Origin of the sequence: Pontibacillus salipaludis, from assembly GCF_014642405.1 — a bacterium.
GTDB lineage: Bacteria > Bacillota > Bacilli > Bacillales > BH030062 > Pontibacillus > Pontibacillus salipaludis.
In genome coordinates, this window is sequence record NZ_BMIN01000012.1 from 95,571 (window position 1) to 112,459 (window position 16,889).

Annotated in this window: 19 protein-coding genes; 14 read left to right on the top strand and 5 right to left on the bottom strand. The window is 42.3% G+C overall.

Annotated elements, in window-relative coordinates:
• Position 1 precedes the first annotated feature (1 nt).
• The 4 genes from thrC to IEW76_RS13620 all read left to right on the top strand — a co-directional run bounded on the left by thrC (position 2) and on the right by IEW76_RS13620 (position 4,141).
• Positions 2-1,063: a threonine synthase gene (gene thrC / locus IEW76_RS13605; RefSeq protein ID WP_188654706.1), complete on the top strand. Its 1,062-nt coding sequence runs from the start codon at positions 2-4 to the stop codon at positions 1,061-1,063.
• Positions 1,060-1,968, top strand: coding sequence for a homoserine kinase (thrB, locus tag IEW76_RS13610; RefSeq protein WP_229721238.1), 909 nt, complete (start codon positions 1,060-1,062; stop codon positions 1,966-1,968). Before thrC ends, thrB begins: the two co-directional genes overlap by 4 nt.
• 172 nt (positions 1,969-2,140) lie before the next feature.
• Positions 2,141-2,920 carry an enoyl-ACP reductase FabI gene (fabI, locus tag IEW76_RS13615; protein ID WP_188654708.1) on the top strand — a complete coding sequence of 260 codons (780 nt, stop codon included), beginning with the start codon at positions 2,141-2,143 and terminating at the stop codon, positions 2,918-2,920.
• A 423-nt stretch (positions 2,921-3,343) separates the two neighbouring features.
• Positions 3,344-4,141 carry a CotO family spore coat protein gene (locus IEW76_RS13620; protein ID WP_188654710.1) on the top strand — a complete coding sequence of 266 codons (798 nt, stop codon included), beginning with the start codon at positions 3,344-3,346 and terminating at the stop codon, positions 4,139-4,141.
• A gap of 207 nt (positions 4,142-4,348) precedes the next feature.
• Here the strand turns inward: IEW76_RS13620 and IEW76_RS13625 are convergent, their stop codons facing one another.
• The gene (locus IEW76_RS13625) at positions 4,349-4,810 is read right to left on the bottom strand and encodes a CotY/CotZ family spore coat protein (RefSeq protein ID WP_188654712.1); all 462 of its coding nucleotides are present in this window, start codon (positions 4,808-4,810) and stop codon (positions 4,349-4,351) included.
• A 216-nt stretch (positions 4,811-5,026) separates the two neighbouring features.
• Here IEW76_RS13625 and IEW76_RS13630 point away from each other — a divergent pair, with 216 nt between their 5' ends.
• The 5 genes from IEW76_RS13630 to IEW76_RS13650 all read left to right on the top strand — a co-directional run bounded on the left by IEW76_RS13630 (position 5,027) and on the right by IEW76_RS13650 (position 7,928).
• The gene (locus tag IEW76_RS13630) at positions 5,027-5,284 is read left to right on the top strand and encodes a hypothetical protein (protein ID WP_188654714.1); all 258 of its coding nucleotides are present in this window, start codon (positions 5,027-5,029) and stop codon (positions 5,282-5,284) included.
• 107 nt (positions 5,285-5,391) lie between these two features.
• Positions 5,392-5,730, top strand: coding sequence for a DUF1360 domain-containing protein (locus IEW76_RS13635; RefSeq protein ID WP_188654716.1), 339 nt, complete (start codon positions 5,392-5,394; stop codon positions 5,728-5,730).
• A gap of 191 nt (positions 5,731-5,921) precedes the next feature.
• Positions 5,922-6,155 carry a hypothetical protein gene (locus IEW76_RS13640; RefSeq protein WP_188654718.1) on the top strand — a complete coding sequence of 78 codons (234 nt, stop codon included), beginning with the start codon at positions 5,922-5,924 and terminating at the stop codon, positions 6,153-6,155.
• 548 nt (positions 6,156-6,703) lie between these two features.
• Positions 6,704-7,000, top strand: coding sequence for a hypothetical protein (locus IEW76_RS13645; RefSeq protein ID WP_188654719.1), 297 nt, complete (start codon positions 6,704-6,706; stop codon positions 6,998-7,000).
• A gap of 22 nt (positions 7,001-7,022) precedes the next feature.
• A complete protein-coding gene (locus tag IEW76_RS13650) occupies positions 7,023-7,928 on the top strand; it encodes an MBL fold metallo-hydrolase (protein WP_188654721.1) in 906 nt (301 codons plus the stop codon).
• Here the strand turns inward: IEW76_RS13650 and IEW76_RS13655 are convergent.
• Positions 7,925-8,596, bottom strand: a complete 672-nt coding sequence (locus IEW76_RS13655; protein WP_188654723.1) for a DUF421 domain-containing protein — start codon at positions 8,594-8,596, stop codon at positions 7,925-7,927. The two genes, IEW76_RS13650 and IEW76_RS13655, sit on opposite strands and share 4 nt — an antisense overlap.
• Before the next feature lie 122 nt (positions 8,597-8,718).
• Between IEW76_RS13655 and IEW76_RS13660 the strand changes: the two genes are divergently transcribed.
• The gene (locus IEW76_RS13660; protein ID WP_188654725.1) at positions 8,719-8,946 is read left to right on the top strand and encodes a hypothetical protein; all 228 of its coding nucleotides are present in this window, start codon (positions 8,719-8,721) and stop codon (positions 8,944-8,946) included.
• 59 nt (positions 8,947-9,005) lie between these two features.
• Here the strand turns inward: IEW76_RS13660 and IEW76_RS13665 are convergent, their stop codons facing one another.
• From IEW76_RS13665 to IEW76_RS13675, 3 genes are all read right to left on the bottom strand, one after another.
• The gene (locus IEW76_RS13665) at positions 9,006-9,428 is read right to left on the bottom strand and encodes a GNAT family N-acetyltransferase (RefSeq protein ID WP_188654727.1); all 423 of its coding nucleotides are present in this window, start codon (positions 9,426-9,428) and stop codon (positions 9,006-9,008) included.
• A 7-nt stretch (positions 9,429-9,435) separates the two neighbouring features.
• Complete coding sequence (locus IEW76_RS13670) at positions 9,436-9,948, bottom strand: YjcG family protein (protein WP_188654729.1); 513 nt, start codon at positions 9,946-9,948, stop codon at positions 9,436-9,438.
• 109 nt (positions 9,949-10,057) lie between these two features.
• Positions 10,058-10,792: an alpha/beta hydrolase gene (locus IEW76_RS13675; protein WP_188654731.1), complete on the bottom strand. Its 735-nt coding sequence runs from the start codon at positions 10,790-10,792 to the stop codon at positions 10,058-10,060.
• Between the two features lie 374 nt (positions 10,793-11,166).
• On the opposite strand from IEW76_RS13675, the gene IEW76_RS13680 reads away from it, so the two are divergent.
• The 4 genes from IEW76_RS13680 to IEW76_RS13695 all read left to right on the top strand — a co-directional run bounded on the left by IEW76_RS13680 (position 11,167) and on the right by IEW76_RS13695 (position 16,809).
• Positions 11,167-12,171, top strand: a complete 1,005-nt coding sequence (locus tag IEW76_RS13680) for a TAXI family TRAP transporter solute-binding subunit (RefSeq protein ID WP_188654733.1) — start codon at positions 11,167-11,169, stop codon at positions 12,169-12,171.
• A 76-nt stretch (positions 12,172-12,247) separates the two neighbouring features.
• Entirely contained in the window at positions 12,248-12,778 is a 531-nt protein-coding gene (locus IEW76_RS13685) for a DUF1850 domain-containing protein (RefSeq protein ID WP_188654735.1), read from the top strand.
• Positions 12,771-14,891, top strand: coding sequence for a TRAP transporter permease (locus tag IEW76_RS13690; protein ID WP_188654737.1), 2,121 nt, complete (start codon positions 12,771-12,773; stop codon positions 14,889-14,891). The genes IEW76_RS13685 and IEW76_RS13690 overlap by 8 nt, the downstream gene beginning before the upstream one ends.
• A gap of 217 nt (positions 14,892-15,108) precedes the next feature.
• Positions 15,109-16,809, top strand: a complete 1,701-nt coding sequence (locus tag IEW76_RS13695; protein WP_188654739.1) for a methyl-accepting chemotaxis protein — start codon at positions 15,109-15,111, stop codon at positions 16,807-16,809.
• The last annotated feature ends 80 nt before the right edge of the window (positions 16,810-16,889 follow it).

A 16,889-nucleotide genomic window follows, 5' to 3' on the forward strand; every position in this document is an offset into this window, starting at 1 on the left:
TATGGCTTGGAAAGGTCTTCTATCACATTATGAATCTCTATTACCTGTAACAGAAGAAACACCAAAGCTTACGTTACTAGAGGGGAATACACCTTTACTTCCACTTGAAAAGCTCTCAAAAGAATATGGCATTGAGGCCTATGTTAAGATCGAAGGCGCTAATCCTACTGGTTCTTTTAAAGATCGTGGCATGGTTATGGCCATGGCAAAAGCTGTTGAAGAAGGAGCTGAAGCGGTTATCTGCGCCTCAACAGGAAACACGTCAGCAGCGGCTGCTGCCTACGCAGCACGAGCTGGATTACGTTGTATCATTGTCATCCCAGACGGCAAGATAGCACAAGGCAAACTTGCTCAAGCCGTGATGTATGGGGCTGAAGTGTACGCCATTGAAGGGAATTTCGACGAAGCTCTGAAAATCGTAAAGCACCTGGCTGAAACCGATAACTTCACACTGGTGAACTCGATTAATCCGTACCGTATTGAAGGACAAAAGACAGCCGCTTTTGAAGTGTGCGATGTGTTAGGGAAGGCACCAGACCATCTGCTTATCCCAGTCGGCAACGCTGGTAATATTACAGCATATTGGAAAGGGTTCAAGGAGTACCATGAAGCCTATCATACAGGTTTACCGAACATGCGAGGATTTGAAGCGAGTGGCTCTGCTGCCATTGTTCGTGGGGAGGTCATTGAACAGCCAGAAACCCTTGCCACAGCTATTCGAATTGGAAATCCGGCTAGCTGGGATCATGCTTTAAAAGCAACGAGTGAATCCCATGGTGTTATAAGCGAAGTTACCGACGAAGAAATCGTAGAAGCTTATCAATGGTTGGCTGAAAACGAAGGGGTTTTTGCTGAACCGGCATCCTGTGCGTCCATCGCTGGATTATTTAAATCTCTTAAGCGAGGGGACGTTAAAAAAGGTTCACAAGTCGTGTGCGTGTTAACTGGGAATGGACTGAAGGATCCGACAACCGCAATCGAGAAAAGTACCATCCAGCCAACCGTTCTCCCTAATGATCTCGAAAAAGTGACGGATGCTATCCAAAACGGAGTGTTATCATGATACACATTCGCGTGCCGGCCAGTTGTGCGAATCTAGGGCCTGGCTTTGACTCCATTGGCGTTGCCTTAAATCTGTACCTTGAAGTACAGGCAGAGCCTTCAGAAGCGTGGTATTTTGAAGCGACTTCTGATTCTGTAAAAGGGATGCCTAAGGATCACGAAAACGTCATTTATCAAGCGGCTCAATTTGTCGCTACTAAACAAGGGCATGAACACTTGCCTCCTTATAGGGTTGAAGTAGCAAGCGAAATCCCTGTAGCCAGAGGGCTTGGGAGTAGTGCCTCTGCGATTGTGGCGGGTATTGAATTAGCTGATCATATACTAGATTTACATCTTTCTGAAACAGAAAAGGTCTCGTACGCTTCTCAGATAGAAGGGCATCCGGATAACGTAGTGCCCTCTGTTACAGGTAGTGGGGTCATCGCCTATCAAGAAGGAGAAGATGTCAGTTGGACGACTGTTCCATTTCAAGACGTATGCTTTCTAGCTGCTATTCCTTCATTTGATCTGAAAACAAGTGAAGCAAGGGACGTTCTGCCATCAAAACTTTCGTATAAAGAAGCTGTAGATGGAAGTGCTGTCGCTAATGTTCTAGTCGCCGCTTTAGCGAAGGGAGACTGGGCACTTGCTGGGAAGATGATGGAGAAAGATCGCTATCATCAGCCATATCGTGGGGCGTTGATGCCACATTATGACGAACTGCGAAACTACTTAAATCGTCAAGGTGTTTACGGTACGTTTATGAGTGGAGCAGGGCCAACGATTATGAGTCTGATTCCAACTGAGCAAGGGGCATTCATTACAGAAAGCTCTCAAAGAGCTTATCCAAACTTTGAGTGGAAGCGGCTCTCTGTGGATTATAGCGGCTCCGTTGTAACGGCAGAAAAGATTGAGACAAAATCATAAATAAGGTGCTCCGATTAAAGGAGCACCTTTTTTCGTGAAAAGGTTTTGAATGGGTCTAAGGATGGGGATACTAGAAAGGAATTGTGTTTTTGTTTGATTTTGTTTAGAATAGTAGCAGGTACTAATAACAAGTAATAACTATAGACACATTTTCTCCGAGGAGGACGAAAGAATGAATATGTCATTACAAGGTCGTACATATGTTGTGATGGGAGTAGCCAACAAGCGAAGCATCGCCTGGGGTATTGCTCAGTCACTTCACAATGCAGGAGCACGCTTGATCTTCACATACGCTGCAGAGCGTTTCGAGAAATCAGTACGTGACCTGGCTGCAACTCTAGAAGGTGGAGAAGAATCTCTTTTCTATCAGTGTGATGTAACAGATGATGAGAACATTATGGAAACGTTCCAACAGATTCAAAACGATGTTGGTGTCATCCACGGATTAGCTCACTGTATCGCTTTTGCAAACAAAGAGGAACTAAAAGGTGACTTCTTAAATACAAGCCGTGATGGCTTCTTGACAGCTCACAATATCAGCTCTTACTCATTAACAGCTGTATCCCGTGCTGTACAACCCCTTATGTCAGAAGGTGGCGGAATTGTAACCTTAACCTACCTGGGCGGCGAGCGCGTTGTACCGAACTACAACGTTATGGGTGTTGCCAAAGCAAGCCTTGATGCAAGCGTGAAATACCTTGCTGAAAGTCTTGGTAAACACGGCATTCGCGTAAACGCGATTTCTGCTGGACCAATTCGTACGCTATCTGCTAAAGGTGTAGGCGACTTCAATTCGATCCTAAAAGACATTGAAGAACGCGCGCCACTACGTCGTCCAACGACTCAAGAAGAAGTTGGCGACACAGCTTACTTCCTACTAAGTGACTTCTCCCGTGGTGTAACAGGAGAGATGATCCACGTAGACTCTGGCTTCCACATTATCGGACGCTAAACTGTTTAAAAGCCCAAGGCGCTGCCTTGGGCTTTTTTGTATATCTGGCACTGGTAGAAGTTGCGAAAGCAAGCATAATACTTACCAAAAGAGTCTAGGAAGTTACCAAAGGAAGCAAGTAGTTGCTAAAACAAAAGTGAATTTACCAAAAACAGAGGAGAAGTTACGAAAAAAAGCCGAGCAGTTACTAAAAGAACCTTGGAAGTTACGAAAGCAGGTCCGTCAGTTACTAAAATGAAAACAAATTTACTAAAACAGAGGAGAATTTACGAAAAAAAACACAGCAGGTATTGATTCTAGAAGACTGATCATCAAATCTTCCTTCCCACACAAAAAATGAGTCTTAAAAACTAGGCACATCCCCCATGTCTTTTGCATAGGCTATAGTGTAGATTGATGATTATATAGGGGGAGTGTGTATATATGGCTAAGAAGAAAAAGGAACGTGTGAAGCAACCGATGTTGTATATTACACAGCCTGATTTCGAGAAGGCATCGCCGAATATGCAGTCTGTGTATCGTACGGAGAGGAAGCCATTAACAAAGAAAAGTGAAGACACACAAGAATCAGAGAAGCAACTTGAGGCGAAAGCTGAAGCAGCAGAAACAGAAAACGCGGCTAACTCAAATGAGACCCCTACTCAAGAGAGAACGAAGCGGGGGCAACAGCGTCGTAAACGTTATTCGCTGGGGCTCGGGGAACCTGACCGCTCTAGACCAGCAGGATATGATCCATTTTTAGGGCGTTCGGATCCTTTTAAAGTAGCTAATGATGACCATGTTGAGAGGCAGCAAGAAAACGAGATTGATCTTCAAGAGCCTCAGAATGATCAGGAGTCAGAAGGGGAATCGCCAGAAAAAGTGGAAGAAAAACTGGCTAAGGAGTTAGAAGATTTCTCAGAGCCTGAATCACACAATGAAGAAGAAACTCAACCTATGGAAACAAATGAACGCGAGGAGAAGCGCCGCGTTTCTTTTACGAACAGGAATCGTCGTAGCAGGTTTAAAGATATGAGTCTAGAAGATAAAGTCGATTATTTCGTTAATTTGCCCTCACAAGTTCCGAGAATGAAGTGCGAGGTCATTACAGAAGAAGAACGTTATAAGGGATGGATTGAGGATTATGAAGAAGGAATTGTATATATGAAAATTCTTCAGAGACCGTTCCGGGTAGAAGTTCCGTTTGATGACATTCATGACATTGTATTAAGAGGGTTTTAGAGGGCTGCTTAATGCAGCTCTTTTTTATTATTTAGAAATAGATATGTAACCGGGGTAATTGAACGATGGTTTCTGCCTTTGTACACAAAAAGTCAGGCTCCAATATAGGAACCTGACTTTTGTTCACATCTAGCTTCAGCCCTTAGCAACTAACTCCGGTTCAGCCCAGTCTGTACGTTGCTTAGTGGGGCCTTCCGCTTTTGTTCACTAAGCTCTTGCGTTGATCGCAGGAAGGCAAGTGATGTGGCAGAAGCAGTTTAGGTCAACTGTGATGCAGATACCAGTTGCGCGTAAGTTACTTGTGTCTTGGTCGCTTGGTGATTTGATGTGGCATTCTTCAGAAGAATGAGGTGTAGCAAGTAGTTCAAGTAGTGCGCATTCGCAATCTTCGTCTACCTCTTTAACGCGGAAGATGAAGCTTTCGCGAATCTTATCGATTTCATTGCGACGAGCGCCGAAACCTTTGAATGGTTTGCAATCTTTGCAATAAAGAATAACAGGTACCGTATCTTTATTTGTCCCACGGTCCCCCATTAATTCGTTAATTGACTCTTCGCAGCTGGAATTGCAATCATCTGTTACGTCGTTTTGTGCGTCAACGATTTCTTTAAGGATGTCGCATACACAACCTTCAGAAGCTGACTCGACTCTGTTTTTTCCACAACCCATGTGTCATTTCCCCTTTCTGGACGTTTTGACTTATTGTCTTTAATAGAATATGTCGGGAGCCTCTATGTGTGTGGGCAGAAGCCTGTATTTTTCTGAAAGGGTGGATGAAAAAATCCAGGGCGCTTTTCTTAAGAAACAGGGCAAAAGCCCAAACACACCCATTCACTCATACATAGGATACTAGCGAGTAAAGATTTATAAAGGAGTGGACCAACTGTGTCAGAGAAGCGAAAAAAAGTCATCCATGTAGATGAAGTGATCATTAAAGCAGAAAACGTGGTTATTGAACCACAACGTCCTCGTCGTAGAGACCGTCACGATGAGGATCGTTTCGACCCGTTCTTCGGCCCTCGCCGTGCGCAGGTTGAAAGCGAAACAGAAGAAGAGCATGTGGAGTTAGAAGAAGAAGTGGAAGAAGTCCATGAAGAGGGAGAAGAAAACGAAGATCGTCGCCCGCCGTTTTCTTGGATCTAACTTTTTATAGAACGTCCTTTGCCTTTCACGGGGCAAAGGGCTTTTTATTTTTGGTATACAAATGGACAACCCTTATTTCATATACTTCATTAAAGGACGTGATGCATATGGGGTTAACGTGGATGGAATTAATCATTCTCGTACTAGCCAGCTTTCGGGTGACAAGGTTACTTGTCTATGACACGATTACAGATTGGATCAGGAAGCCATTTCATAAGGAAGTCGAACAAGTAAATGAAAATGGAGAGACTGAGGTTTTTATTGAAGTGAAAGGAAAAGGATTACAACGGTTTGTTGGCGAATTACTTAGTTGTCACTGGTGTACAGGTGTCTGGGCGTCTGCACTCGTGTATGGCACTTTTTTATTTTTCCCTATACTGAATCCTTTATGGATACTATTTGCCATTAGTGGCGGAACGGCGCTATTATTTAAACTTTTTGACTAGAGAGAGGTACCTACCCATACGAATGAATGGCTTCTTTCATATACTAAAGACAAGGGCATAGTTTATCTGAAAGGGTGGTGGAGAAGTTGAAGAGTAAAAAAACAGCTTCACAAAATGCCTCATTGAAACCAAAACCCGTATCCCCGAAGAAAAAGAAAGGCTGCGGTTGTGGAAAGAAGAAGTCGAAGTAAATGCCTCGAATTCGAATTTTTGAACCTCATTGGATGAAACCTTTCCACGATCTTAATAAGCATATGGATCTAAAGGAGTCGTGGTTTCAGTTTCCAGAGAAGAAAAAAACAAAATTTGATCAACAATTTCAGTCTTTTCATACATCCCATGATGAATGGCATAAGTCGTTTCAAGAAGGAATTGGCGAGATTGAAAAGGCGATGAACGAATTAGAGAAAAAGATGGAAGGCTAGGTCTCTGGAAAGGGGCCTTTTTTAATGTTGAATATTCGGAAACCGAGACATTAAAGTAAGGAGGCGTCCGTTACCATATGGAGATCAGGGCTTGCTGTGGGACAACTCGCTTTCCTGCGGGGAGCTGGTAAGCCTCCTCCTTCGCTGACGCTCCGTCCGGGGTCTTACCTAGGCTCCTTACCCCGCGGGAGTCTCGTCGTCCCACAGCAAGCCCCGGCGCTTATTAGATGAACGGGCCGCGGCGTATAATATAGCTTGTAATTCCCGAGCGACTCCTATTGGGGCAAGTTTCCGTCTTCCCCTAATTCGGCAAAGGTGGGCCTGGAAACTGCGAGACTCCCGTGGGCAGAAGAGCCTAGGTGAGACCCCGGAGGCCGGCTATGCCGGTTGAGGAGGCTAACCAGCTCCCCACAGGAAAGCGAGTGGTTTCCAGGCACGCCTTATGCTCATTATAGCTGACGGAAACATCTCTATCTATCGCAAAACAGGCATATTATATGGAAGAAACGGGTAGAGTAACGTAAGGATCTAAAAAGGAGTGATAGGAAATGGGATACATTTTACCAATACCGCACTACCAATATAGCGATTATCGTGAGCGAGTCGAACGCACGAAGCGTGATCCATTCCCGATTGAACGTGTCTTTAAATTAGATTTAGAGCAACAATTAGATAACCCTGAACCAAGAGAAGAGGATCGGAAAGATTACCAGTTTTATAATGAACAAATCACTAAGCAGCATAAGCCTGATTTATATGCGCCGGGTTCTGTACATGTAGGGAAGACGCACAGAATTTACTCTGATTTAACAGGAATTGGGCGGCATTTTAACGAAAGTATTTAGAAATGCCGAAGGAGTCGAAATTATGCAGCTGATTCAAATCAATTCAAACTGCTATTATTTTAGCGGATCTGTCAATATAGGGTACATTTATCAAGGGGAGTCAGGAATGATTGTGGATGCCGGGATTGACTCCCAAACGATGAAGAAAGTTTTGAAGAAACTTGATCACGAAGAGTTGCCTGTTACGCATCTTTTTATTACCCATGCGCACTCCGATCATTATGGAGGGGGTTCGTATTTGCAACAGGACCGTGCCATTTATACGTTTGCTCCTTACTATGAGGAAGCCATTTTACGTAACCCTTCTCTTGAACCTTTATACTTGTTTGGAGGGAATGATCCTCTACCGGAACTACGAAATAAATTTTTAGAGGGAAACTCCATTTTTGTAGATGAGGTATTGCAAGAAGGCGTTTATGAGCGAGATGGCTTCAATTTTACAACGTATTTGCTGCCGGGTCATAGCTATTATCAGCTTGGTATTAAAATTTATGATTGTTTATATGCAGGAGACGCGTACTTTAGCGAAGAGCAACTGCATAAGCATAAAATTCCTTTCCTAACGGATGCTCACCTTGCTATTCAAACGTTGTACAAGCTTAAGGAGATACAGACAAAAGGGGCAGTCCCTGGCCATGGGGAATATGAAGAAGATTTTCATGATACAGTTGATGCCAACATTGCTTATCATCATGAACTCATTCATATGTTATGGGCTTATATTGAATCTGAGAAGCTTGTCTCTCATGAAGAACTTATTACCTATATGTGTAATACGTATCAAGTGAAGGTAGATCAGCTTCCTCAATGGCTCTTATTCCGTACAGCTGTTACGGCATACTTAATTGCTTTATTGAAGCAAGACCAAGTTGGTTACAAGATTCAAGATTATCGATGGGTCTTCTATATAAAAGAAGGAGAAGCTTAGTATGGGACCACATACAATGCTTCTCCTTCTTTATATTCTACATACATCAATTCCTTAGGCGACTGAATGTTTTGTTTTTGTAGTTCTTGATTCAACCAATCTTCTGTCAAACCAGCTTCCTGTAGGTTATCCCATAGTATTTCTCCGTCGCTGACGAGTGTACGTGGCAAGTACACGCTTTGCGGTTTTAAATTGAGATCTCTGCGGCTTGGAGATTGGTCAAGAGATTTCTTTAGTACGGATACTGTTCCATCTGTTTCAAGTATGGCGTATTCCACTTCTTGCATAGAGAAAACATCTTTTGAACGGAGTAAATGCTGTAGTTGATTAATATCAAGCTTTCCTTTGTTCATAAGATCTTTCTGAATTTTTCCTTCATATATAATAATCGTAGGTCGCCCTTCAAGCAAGGCGCGCGAGCCTTTGAATTTCTCGGTAATCCATTCTGTCACATAAATAAGGATTCCCCAGCAGAAAACAGCGAATAGGACTTGAGATATGCCGACCTCTTTATCATAGAGTGCGTTTCCGACAAGTTCTCCGAGCACAAGTGCAGCGATGAAATCGAAAGCAGTAATCTGAGTAATTTGAGATTTTCCTAGAACCTTAGTTAAGACGAATAAGCACAAAAATCCAATGATGGTTTCTACTAGTATGGAACTATACATCAATCTCCCCTCATCCTTTCTTTATTCCTCTAACCATTTTTGCCAAAAGAGGGGGAGGGTATACAAAGAACTCGACTCCCGTTAAGATGAACTTGAACACTTGAAAGAGGGGAGAAGCCTCATTGATACCTAAACTATTATTTGTAATTAGCATAGCAGCGCTCGCCCTTTATGCTTGGACAGGAAACCAATTGGTAGATGAAGATGTGTTGCTTACCATTACAATCGGGGGATTTGTAGCTTCCATCTTACTTACATTCCTAATTAAAGTAGGGAAGTTTCTCCTTACGGTAACTGTTGTGCTATTGCTTGGAGTGCTTGCCTTTCAATATGTACTGCCAGCACTCTAAATGAACGATAAAAAAAGCTCAAAAGGCATATCCCTTTGAGCTTTTTACATTCTTATCACTTATAAATCTTTAATCATAGTGACATGGGGAATACCAGCGTCCATAAATTCCTCTGAAACCACTTTGTAACCAAGTGATTCATAGAACCCGAGGGCTTGAATTTGAGCGTTTAGCTTACTCTTCAAGTACCCCATGTCTTTCGCATGATCTTCCATATGAAGAATCATCTGTTTGCCAAGTCCTTGTCCTCTAGAAGATTTGATCATACAGATGCGCTCGAGTTTTGCATACTCATCGACAAAGCGTAGGCGACTTGCAGATATAGGTTGATCCCCTTCGTACCCAACAAAGTGAGTCGCTACTCCATCAAATTCATCCATTTCCTCTTCCATAGACACGTTTTGTTCTTCTACGAAAACAATTTTTCGGACAGAATAGGCGTCTTCTAATTGCTGATCCGTTGTAACTTCTTCAATTCTCATGTACGACTTATCCTTTCCCAAGGCGGAACGTCTCATAAACGGTCCAAGATCCATTTTCTAACTGATAGAGTAATTGGAAACGATCGATCGTCTCCTCGAATTCATGACTAATCATACGTAAGCTCCCATACACATCTGAATGTTCATCATCTGAAAGCTTCTGGGCAATAGTGATATGAGGAACAAAGGAGAACGTCTGTCCATTTGGGATATCGCTTTGGTGTAACTTCTGATGAAGCTCCATTAGCCCATCTGCCGGTTCTACCTTCATATAGATGGTGTTCGTTACTGGTGAGAAGGTGCTTAATTTGTTGATATTGAGTGAAAAAGGTTGAGTGTTTTTGGCAACGTTAGAAAGTTTTTGGACAACTTCTTCGATATGATCTTCGTCTGCTTCAAAAGCTTCTTTCAATGTTACGTGCGGTGGAATCAACGCGTAATGTGGGTCGTAACGTTTTCTGTAAGAATTAGCAATGTCTTGAACTTGCTTAGATGGAAATAAAGCAATACCGTACTTCATGATTGAACCTCCCATTTCATATTTAATAAAAAAGATGAATCGTTTCATCTTGATAGAATGATCGTGTTATTCATTATATCAAATTTTCTGAAATTCTTCTTGAGGTAGTTTAAGGATTTTCGCTTCCGAACATAGTAGGAAGCACCCGTTTTAAATCTTTTTGCCAATATTTCCACGTATGTTCACCGTCAAGTTCGTAATAGGTGTACGAATGGCAATTCTTTTCTAAAATGTCATGAAGCTTCCGATTTGGTGTAAGGAAATCTTGAACTTTCCCGTCTGTTGTGGAAACTTCAGTCTCCTGTGTTCCAATCGTATGATAGATTTCCATAGTTGCTAAGGCATCATGATCCTCGGCTTCTTGTAGGACTGTTTCATCAACATAAGGAGACTGCATAATCACTTTCCCGAACGTATGAGGATATCGAAGTGCTGTCATGAGTGCCATCGTGCCACCTAGTGAATCCCCCATAAGAGCGCGGCTACCACCCATGTGATATGTAGGAAGTTCTACATCTAGAAGAGGTACGACTTCCATCGCGAGAAACTTCATATAAGATGTGAATTTCTTGCCTTCTGGATGATACTTCTCCCGGCGATCATATTTGTCGTTGTAATGGATTCCAACGAAAATGGTGTTCTCAATCGTTTGGTCACCGTGGAACCGATCGCTCAATGTTGCGACCCTGCCAAGCTGCATATAATCATCTCCGTCTTGCATTATACAAATGTTGTATTTATATAAAGGAGAGAACGTTTCTGGTTTGTAGATCTTTACAGTTAATGTTTCATTCAAATATTCGCTATCAATGGTTTGATCTGTCATGGTTCCTTTTCTGCCCATTTAAACACCTCCTATAATGATGAAAGAGGAAACTATCCTCATGAATTCCCCCGTGAAGGAAGAAATAAACAACAATGCATTAAGTGTATCATATTTGTTGAAAAAAGCGGATTGATCAAATTGGTATCGGGGAAAAGGAGAAAATAGATTAATGGCTATTGAGACTAAAGAACTATTTTAATTAATGGAAGAAAACACTATTTCGAAATACAGTAAAAAAGATGATATAATGATGTAAGGAAAGCTAACTTATAACGTAAAGATCGTAATTCTTTACATAAAATTATTGTCAAAAAATTAGTGATTGTCTTTCCAATCAAATCCTGCTAAAATACAATTAGCAAATTATATTCATTTTTAGGGGGTAAATAAAAATGACAAAGAAAAGAAGTTTATTAGCTTTCATCCTTATGTTAGCGCTTTCTATGGTGTTAGCTGCTTGTGGTGGCGGAAGTGCTGACGGCGACTCTGGAGACGAAGGTAGCGAAGGTGATGATGGCGGTAAGAAGTTCATTTCCTTACTAACTGGTGGAACAACTGGTACATACTACCCGTTAGGTGGTACGTTCGCGAATGTTATGAACGAAAATATTGATGGCGTAGAAGTTTCTGCTCAATCAGCCGGTGCTTCTGTTGAAAACATGAAGTCCTTGTCTAAAGGTGATGCAGAGCTAGCTTTTGTACAAACAGATATCGCAGCTTATGCAGCTGAAGGAAAGCTAATGTTTGAAGACAACCAAGTAGATAACGTTCAAGCAATCGGAACACTTTATCCAGAAACGATTCAAATCGTTACAACGAAAGATTCTGGTATTGAATCAGTAGAAGACTTAAAAGGGAAAACCGTTTCAATCGGTGCTCTTGGTTCTGGTACTGCAGCAAATGCTGAGAATATCCTAGATATTCACGGAATTACTCTAGAAGATATTAAGAAACGTGACCTTGCATTCGGTGAATCTACAAGCGGGATCCAAGATGGTTCAATCGATGCAGCATTCATCACTTCTGGAACACCAACAGGTGCAGTTGAGAGCTTAGCGGCTACAGCAGACGTTAAGATTGTACCTATTGCAGAAGATAAGATTGAAGAGTTGATTAGCGAGTATCCTTACTACGCTAAAGACGAAATTAAAGCAGAAACATACAGCAAAGTAGACGAAGCTGTTACAACAGTAGCCGTTCAAGCGATGCTTGTTGCTTCTAAAGATCTAAGTGAAGATGTTGTATATGATATGACGAAAGCATTATTCGAAAATACGGATGCCATTTCTCATGCTAAAGGTGAATTCATCACAGCTGAAAGTGCTCTAGATGGTGTTGGAATTGACGTTCATCCAGGTGCTCAGAAGTACTTTGATGAAAAAGGTGTTAGCAAGTAAGTAACCATAGTCACCACGGAGATAAGATAGACCGGCTTTCTCGGTCTATCTTTCTTCATGAAAAGAAGGGATAGACTTGAAGAATCGACGATTTCAACTCGTAGTAGGCATTTCCCTCATCGCGGTTGCGGCACTGGCCGTTCTTATCTTTTATCCAAACCGCACGGTTATCACCTTCCAACATATAAGATCGGGAGAAGAGTTAGCTTATCTTCCGATTCATCAGCAAAAACACTTTCAGATCAGATACATTCATTCTGTTCACCTTTCAGAGGTTATTGAAGAATTTGAGCTTCAGGAGGACCATTCGATTCAACCAAAGAAGCTCATTTATGAAGACACGGCTATTGGCATGCCTTCAAATGCCTATGGGGAAGATACGTTTGAAATGAAAGACGAAAAGTATATCATCACTAAGGGCCCAAACACGAAAACATTACCTTCTATCAATTTGTCTGTCGGGCAAGTCCGATCGGAGCATACAATTGTTTACGGTGGAGAATCGTACTTATTGAAGGAGTTTGTGGGTGCCGGGACGAGTATTAAGATCGAAGCCCGTGACATGAGTATTTGGCAGATGTGGAAAGGAGTGAAGATGAGTGAGTGATAAGAACAACCAAGATCATACACTCTCAAAGGAAGACCAGGACGCGCTTGTTAAGAAGTACGATGTTGAGTCAAGCGTCCGAGATTTATCAGGATTTGTAGGAAAATTTGTATTTTTTACCTTATTAGCTTTTTCTCTTTATCAAGTTTATTTTACTGTCATCTATCAAATACCAGCACAGATGCACCGATCAATCCACTTAGGATTTGCGTTAATGCTTATCTTCTTGCTGTTTCCGGCAAGAAAGAAGAACTTAGAACGAGGGAAGCTCGGTTGGTATGATTATGTATTAGCCATATTGAGTGTTGGCATGGGAGCCTATTGGCCTCTTAATTACGACCAAATTATTGCTCGTGCCGGGGAAATGACCCAAATTGATTTCTATGTAGGTGGCCTTGCGATTTTGCTTGTTCTTGAAGCGACAAGACGTGCCGTGGGACTTCCGATTACGATTATCGCAACATTATTCCTCGCTTATGCGTATTGGGGACGTCAGATGCCTGATTTCCTAATTCACCGCGGGTTGGATGTAGATACAATCGTACAAACGATGTTCTTTACAACAGAAGGAATTTTTGGAACGCCGCTTGCGGTATCATCCACTTTTATCTTCTTATTCTTACTATTTGGTGCCTTCCTTGTTAAAACGGGCGTAGGTCAGTACTTTAATGACCTGGCAGTAGCCTTAGCTGGTAAACGTACAGGTGGTCCGGCGAAGGTAGCGATCTTCTCCAGTGCTCTTCAAGGAACAATTAGCGGAAGCTCTGTTGCGAACGTTGTAACATCAGGTTCATTTACGATTCCGATGATGAAACGTCTTGGTTATCGTAAAGAGTTCTCTGGTGCTGTAGAGGCAGCGGCTTCAACGGGTGGGCAACTTATGCCGCCAATTATGGGTGCAGCAGCTTTCTTAATGATTGAGTTTATCGGAATTGATTACTGGTCTATTGCGAAAGCAGCAGCTATTCCAGCTGTCCTTTACTTTACAGGAATCTGGATTATGACACACTTTGAGGCAAAACGAATTGGACTTCGTGGCCTGGATGATGAAGAGATTCCAGATAAGAAAGAAGTTCTGAAGAAACTTTATCTTCTACTTCCTATTGTAGCGATTGTCTTCTTCTTAGCTTCTGGTTTAAGTATTATTTTATCTGCCCTTTATGGAATCTTTACAACGATATTAGTTGGTCTTTTGCGAGAAGAGAAGTTCCGCAAGATCTATCCAATCGCCTTTGTGGTTGGTGGAATTGCTTATATCATTTATAAAGCGATCGTAAATGGCGGACTGGCAGACGGCTGGTTCGTTGGTGGTCTTATTGCGGGTACGATTGCTACGATTGTAGTGAGTTACTTCTTTGATGGTAACTTTGCTGATACAATTGATGCCCTTGTGCAAGGTGCTAGAACAGCCCTTGGCGTTGTAGCTGCTACAGCTGCTGCGGGTATGATTGTAGGAGTCGTAACGAAAACAGGTCTTGGCCTTAAACTGGCTAACAGCTTAGTATCCCTTGCAAACGAGCAAATTCTATTAACCTTGTTCTTTACAATGGTGGCAGCAATCATATTAGGAATGGGTTCTCCGACAACGGCGAACTACGTTATTACGTCAACGATTGCAGCACCAGCGATTATAGCCTTAGGTGTTATGGAATTACCTGCTCACTTGTTTGTATTCTACTTCGGTATTATTGCAGACATCACACCTCCAGTTGCACTTGCAGCCTTTGCAGCATCCGGGGTGTCAGGGGGCGAACCGATACGAACCGGGGTCAACGCGGCCAAACTTGCCATTGCGGCCTTTATTATTCCGTATATGTTCGTCCTGCAACCTGAACTATTAATGATCGACGCCACGTTCTGGGGTCTGATCTGGATCTTGTTCACAGCGATTGCGGGTATGATTGCAATTGGTGCTGGCATGATTGGATATTGGTTCCGTAAAGTGTATTGGGTAGAGCGGGTTCTTGCTGTCGGTGGCGGACTTGCGCTTATCTATCCAGGAGGCTACTCGGATACGATTGGACTTGTCGTTTTCGGTGGCATTTTAGCGGCTCAGTTCTTAATCAAGCGTGAGTTAATTGGTAAGCCAATGCCGCAAAGAAGTCGTGCATAATAGAATAGCTAGAGAACATGAGGGCGAAATCATCTAATGATTTCGCTCTTTTTTTTGTGAGATTAAATGGGGGTTATACTTATGCCATCCCCCCTATAAAAATAGTCGATCTATTCTTATGAAAAATGTAAAGATTTGTGACTTTTGACCGATATAAAAACTGTATATGTGAAAGGGTTTACATAGTTGGTGAAGTTCTAATTAGGGGTGGTTGAGGGTGTTTAAATGGAGAGATATGAGTATTGGTCGAAAATATATGTCCGCTTTTTTAGCTAGTGTGGTACTGTTTATTATTTCGGGAGTGATCATTTTACAAGAGATGCAACAGGCTCAGGAAAACGTGTCAGCTCTTGAGAGAAGAGGGGATCGGGCGCTTGATATTGCCGAGATGGGATCTCTTATCCGTTCTATGGACATTAGCATTACAGATTACATTGAATTGCCAAACGGAAAGTCTTTAGAAGAATTCGAAGAGAGTCGAAAAAAATTCGATGCGTTAAAAGAAGAAGTAGAGCCTAAGATGGGGACGGTCTTCCAAGAAAAATTATTTAAACGAATTGTCGAAGACCAAGCAGATATGGAAGAGCGATTATTAAATGAAATTGTTCCTGCGGTTGAAGCAGAGGACTTGAATGTGGCGAATCGGTCGAGAAGGTATGTAAGTAATTCTCGATTATCTGCTGTTGAATCCATTGTGCAACTAGAAGAGGTGGTGAATGAGGAACGGGCCCAGGCAGTGAAGAGTGCCAAAGAGAATTTAGCGCGCAGTGTAATCGTCTTATTTGCATCGATTATTGGAGCGGGTATTCTTGGGACTGTTCTCATTTCCCTTGTTAATAGAAAAATTCGTAAAGGATTGGCCAGGGTCGTTCAAACAGCAGACGAAATTTCAGAAGGGAACTTAAACGTTCAAGACCTTTCCTTTAAACGAAATGATGAGGTAGGAAAACTCGCAACTTCCGTAAATAATATGAAGCATCATTTGCGTCACGTCATTCAAAACGTTACGACGGCAACGGAGTCAGTTTCGAGTAAGAGTGATGAATTGCAACAAGCATCTAATGAAGTTCAAGAAGGAAGTAAACAGATCGCTTCAACGATGCAGGATCTTTCTTACGGTTCAGAAACGCAAGCTCATAGCTCTCAGGCGTTAGCGGAGATGACAGAATCCTTTACTGCAAAAGTGCAAGAAGCAAGCGCTAGCGCTGAAGTGATATCCTCTACCTCAGGAGAAGTTCTTTCGATGACCGAAGAAGGAGCGCGTTTAATGAAAGAGTCCGTCGATCAAATGGGAAGGATTGACGCGATCGTCAAAGGCTCTGTAGAAAAGGTACGAGGGCTAGATGCCCAATCTAAAGAAATCTCTGAATTGGTACACGTAATTAGAGACATTGCAGATCAAACCAATCTTCTCTCTTTAAACGCAGCCATTGAAGCGGCAAGGGCTGGTGAACATGGGAAAGGGTTTGCCGTTGTGGCTGATGAAGTAAGAAAACTGGCAGATCAAGTTTCTAAATCAGTCGGGGATATCACCACGATTGTTAGCAGCATTCAAACAGAGTCAGGATCAGTAGTAGCATCTTTAGAGAAAGGGTACAAGCAAGTGGGTGAAGGATCCAAGCAAATTCAAGTCACTGGTGAAACATTCGATACCATTAATGCATGGGTATCTGATATGGTTACGAAGGTTCAGGGTATATCCGGCAACATGAGAGAGGTCGCTAACCAAAACAATCAAATGAACGAGTCGATTGAGGAAATTGCCTCGGTGTCAGAAGAATCCGCAGCAGGTGTAGAGCAGGCAGCTGCCTCTTCTCAACAATCCAGTAGTGCGATGGAAGAAGTGTCTAGAAGTGCTGGTGAATTGGCTCATTTAGCAGAGGAGTTGTCTGAGGAGGTTAGGAAGTTTAGGTTGTGAGAACAAATCTGGCTTGACAATCTACGAGTACATTAGGCAACAATTAACTTATAAAAATCGTCTACTTAGACGATTTTTTT

Excerpts from the sequence above, each read along its gene's own strand:
- fabI (WP_188654708.1), top strand. The coding sequence starts at position 2,141 with ATGAATATGTCATTACAAGGTCGTACATATGTTGTGATGGGAGTAGCC.
- IEW76_RS13635 (WP_188654716.1), top strand. The coding sequence starts at position 5,392 with ATGGGGTTAACGTGGATGGAATTAATCATTCTCGTACTAGCCAGCTTT.
- IEW76_RS13625 (WP_188654712.1), bottom strand. The coding sequence starts at position 4,810 with ATGGGTTGTGGAAAAAACAGAGTCGAGTCAGCTTCTGAAGGTTGTGTA.
- IEW76_RS13680 (WP_188654733.1), top strand. The coding sequence starts at position 11,167 with ATGACAAAGAAAAGAAGTTTATTAGCTTTCATCCTTATGTTAGCGCTT.
- thrB (WP_229721238.1), top strand. The coding sequence starts at position 1,060 with ATGATACACATTCGCGTGCCGGCCAGTTGTGCGAATCTAGGGCCTGGC.
- thrC (WP_188654706.1), top strand. The coding sequence starts at position 2 with ATGGCTTGGAAAGGTCTTCTATCACATTATGAATCTCTATTACCTGTA.
- IEW76_RS13655 (WP_188654723.1), bottom strand. The coding sequence starts at position 8,596 with ATGTATAGTTCCATACTAGTAGAAACCATCATTGGATTTTTGTGCTTA.
- IEW76_RS13665 (WP_188654727.1), bottom strand. The coding sequence starts at position 9,428 with ATGAGAATTGAAGAAGTTACAACGGATCAGCAATTAGAAGACGCCTAT.
- IEW76_RS13675 (WP_188654731.1), bottom strand. The coding sequence starts at position 10,792 with ATGGGCAGAAAAGGAACCATGACAGATCAAACCATTGATAGCGAATAT.
- IEW76_RS13645 (WP_188654719.1), top strand. The coding sequence starts at position 6,704 with ATGGGATACATTTTACCAATACCGCACTACCAATATAGCGATTATCGT.
- IEW76_RS13640 (WP_188654718.1), top strand. The coding sequence starts at position 5,922 with ATGCCTCGAATTCGAATTTTTGAACCTCATTGGATGAAACCTTTCCAC.
- IEW76_RS13650 (WP_188654721.1), top strand. The coding sequence starts at position 7,023 with ATGCAGCTGATTCAAATCAATTCAAACTGCTATTATTTTAGCGGATCT.
- IEW76_RS13670 (WP_188654729.1), bottom strand. The coding sequence starts at position 9,948 with ATGAAGTACGGTATTGCTTTATTTCCATCTAAGCAAGTTCAAGACATT.
- IEW76_RS13620 (WP_188654710.1), top strand. The coding sequence starts at position 3,344 with ATGGCTAAGAAGAAAAAGGAACGTGTGAAGCAACCGATGTTGTATATT.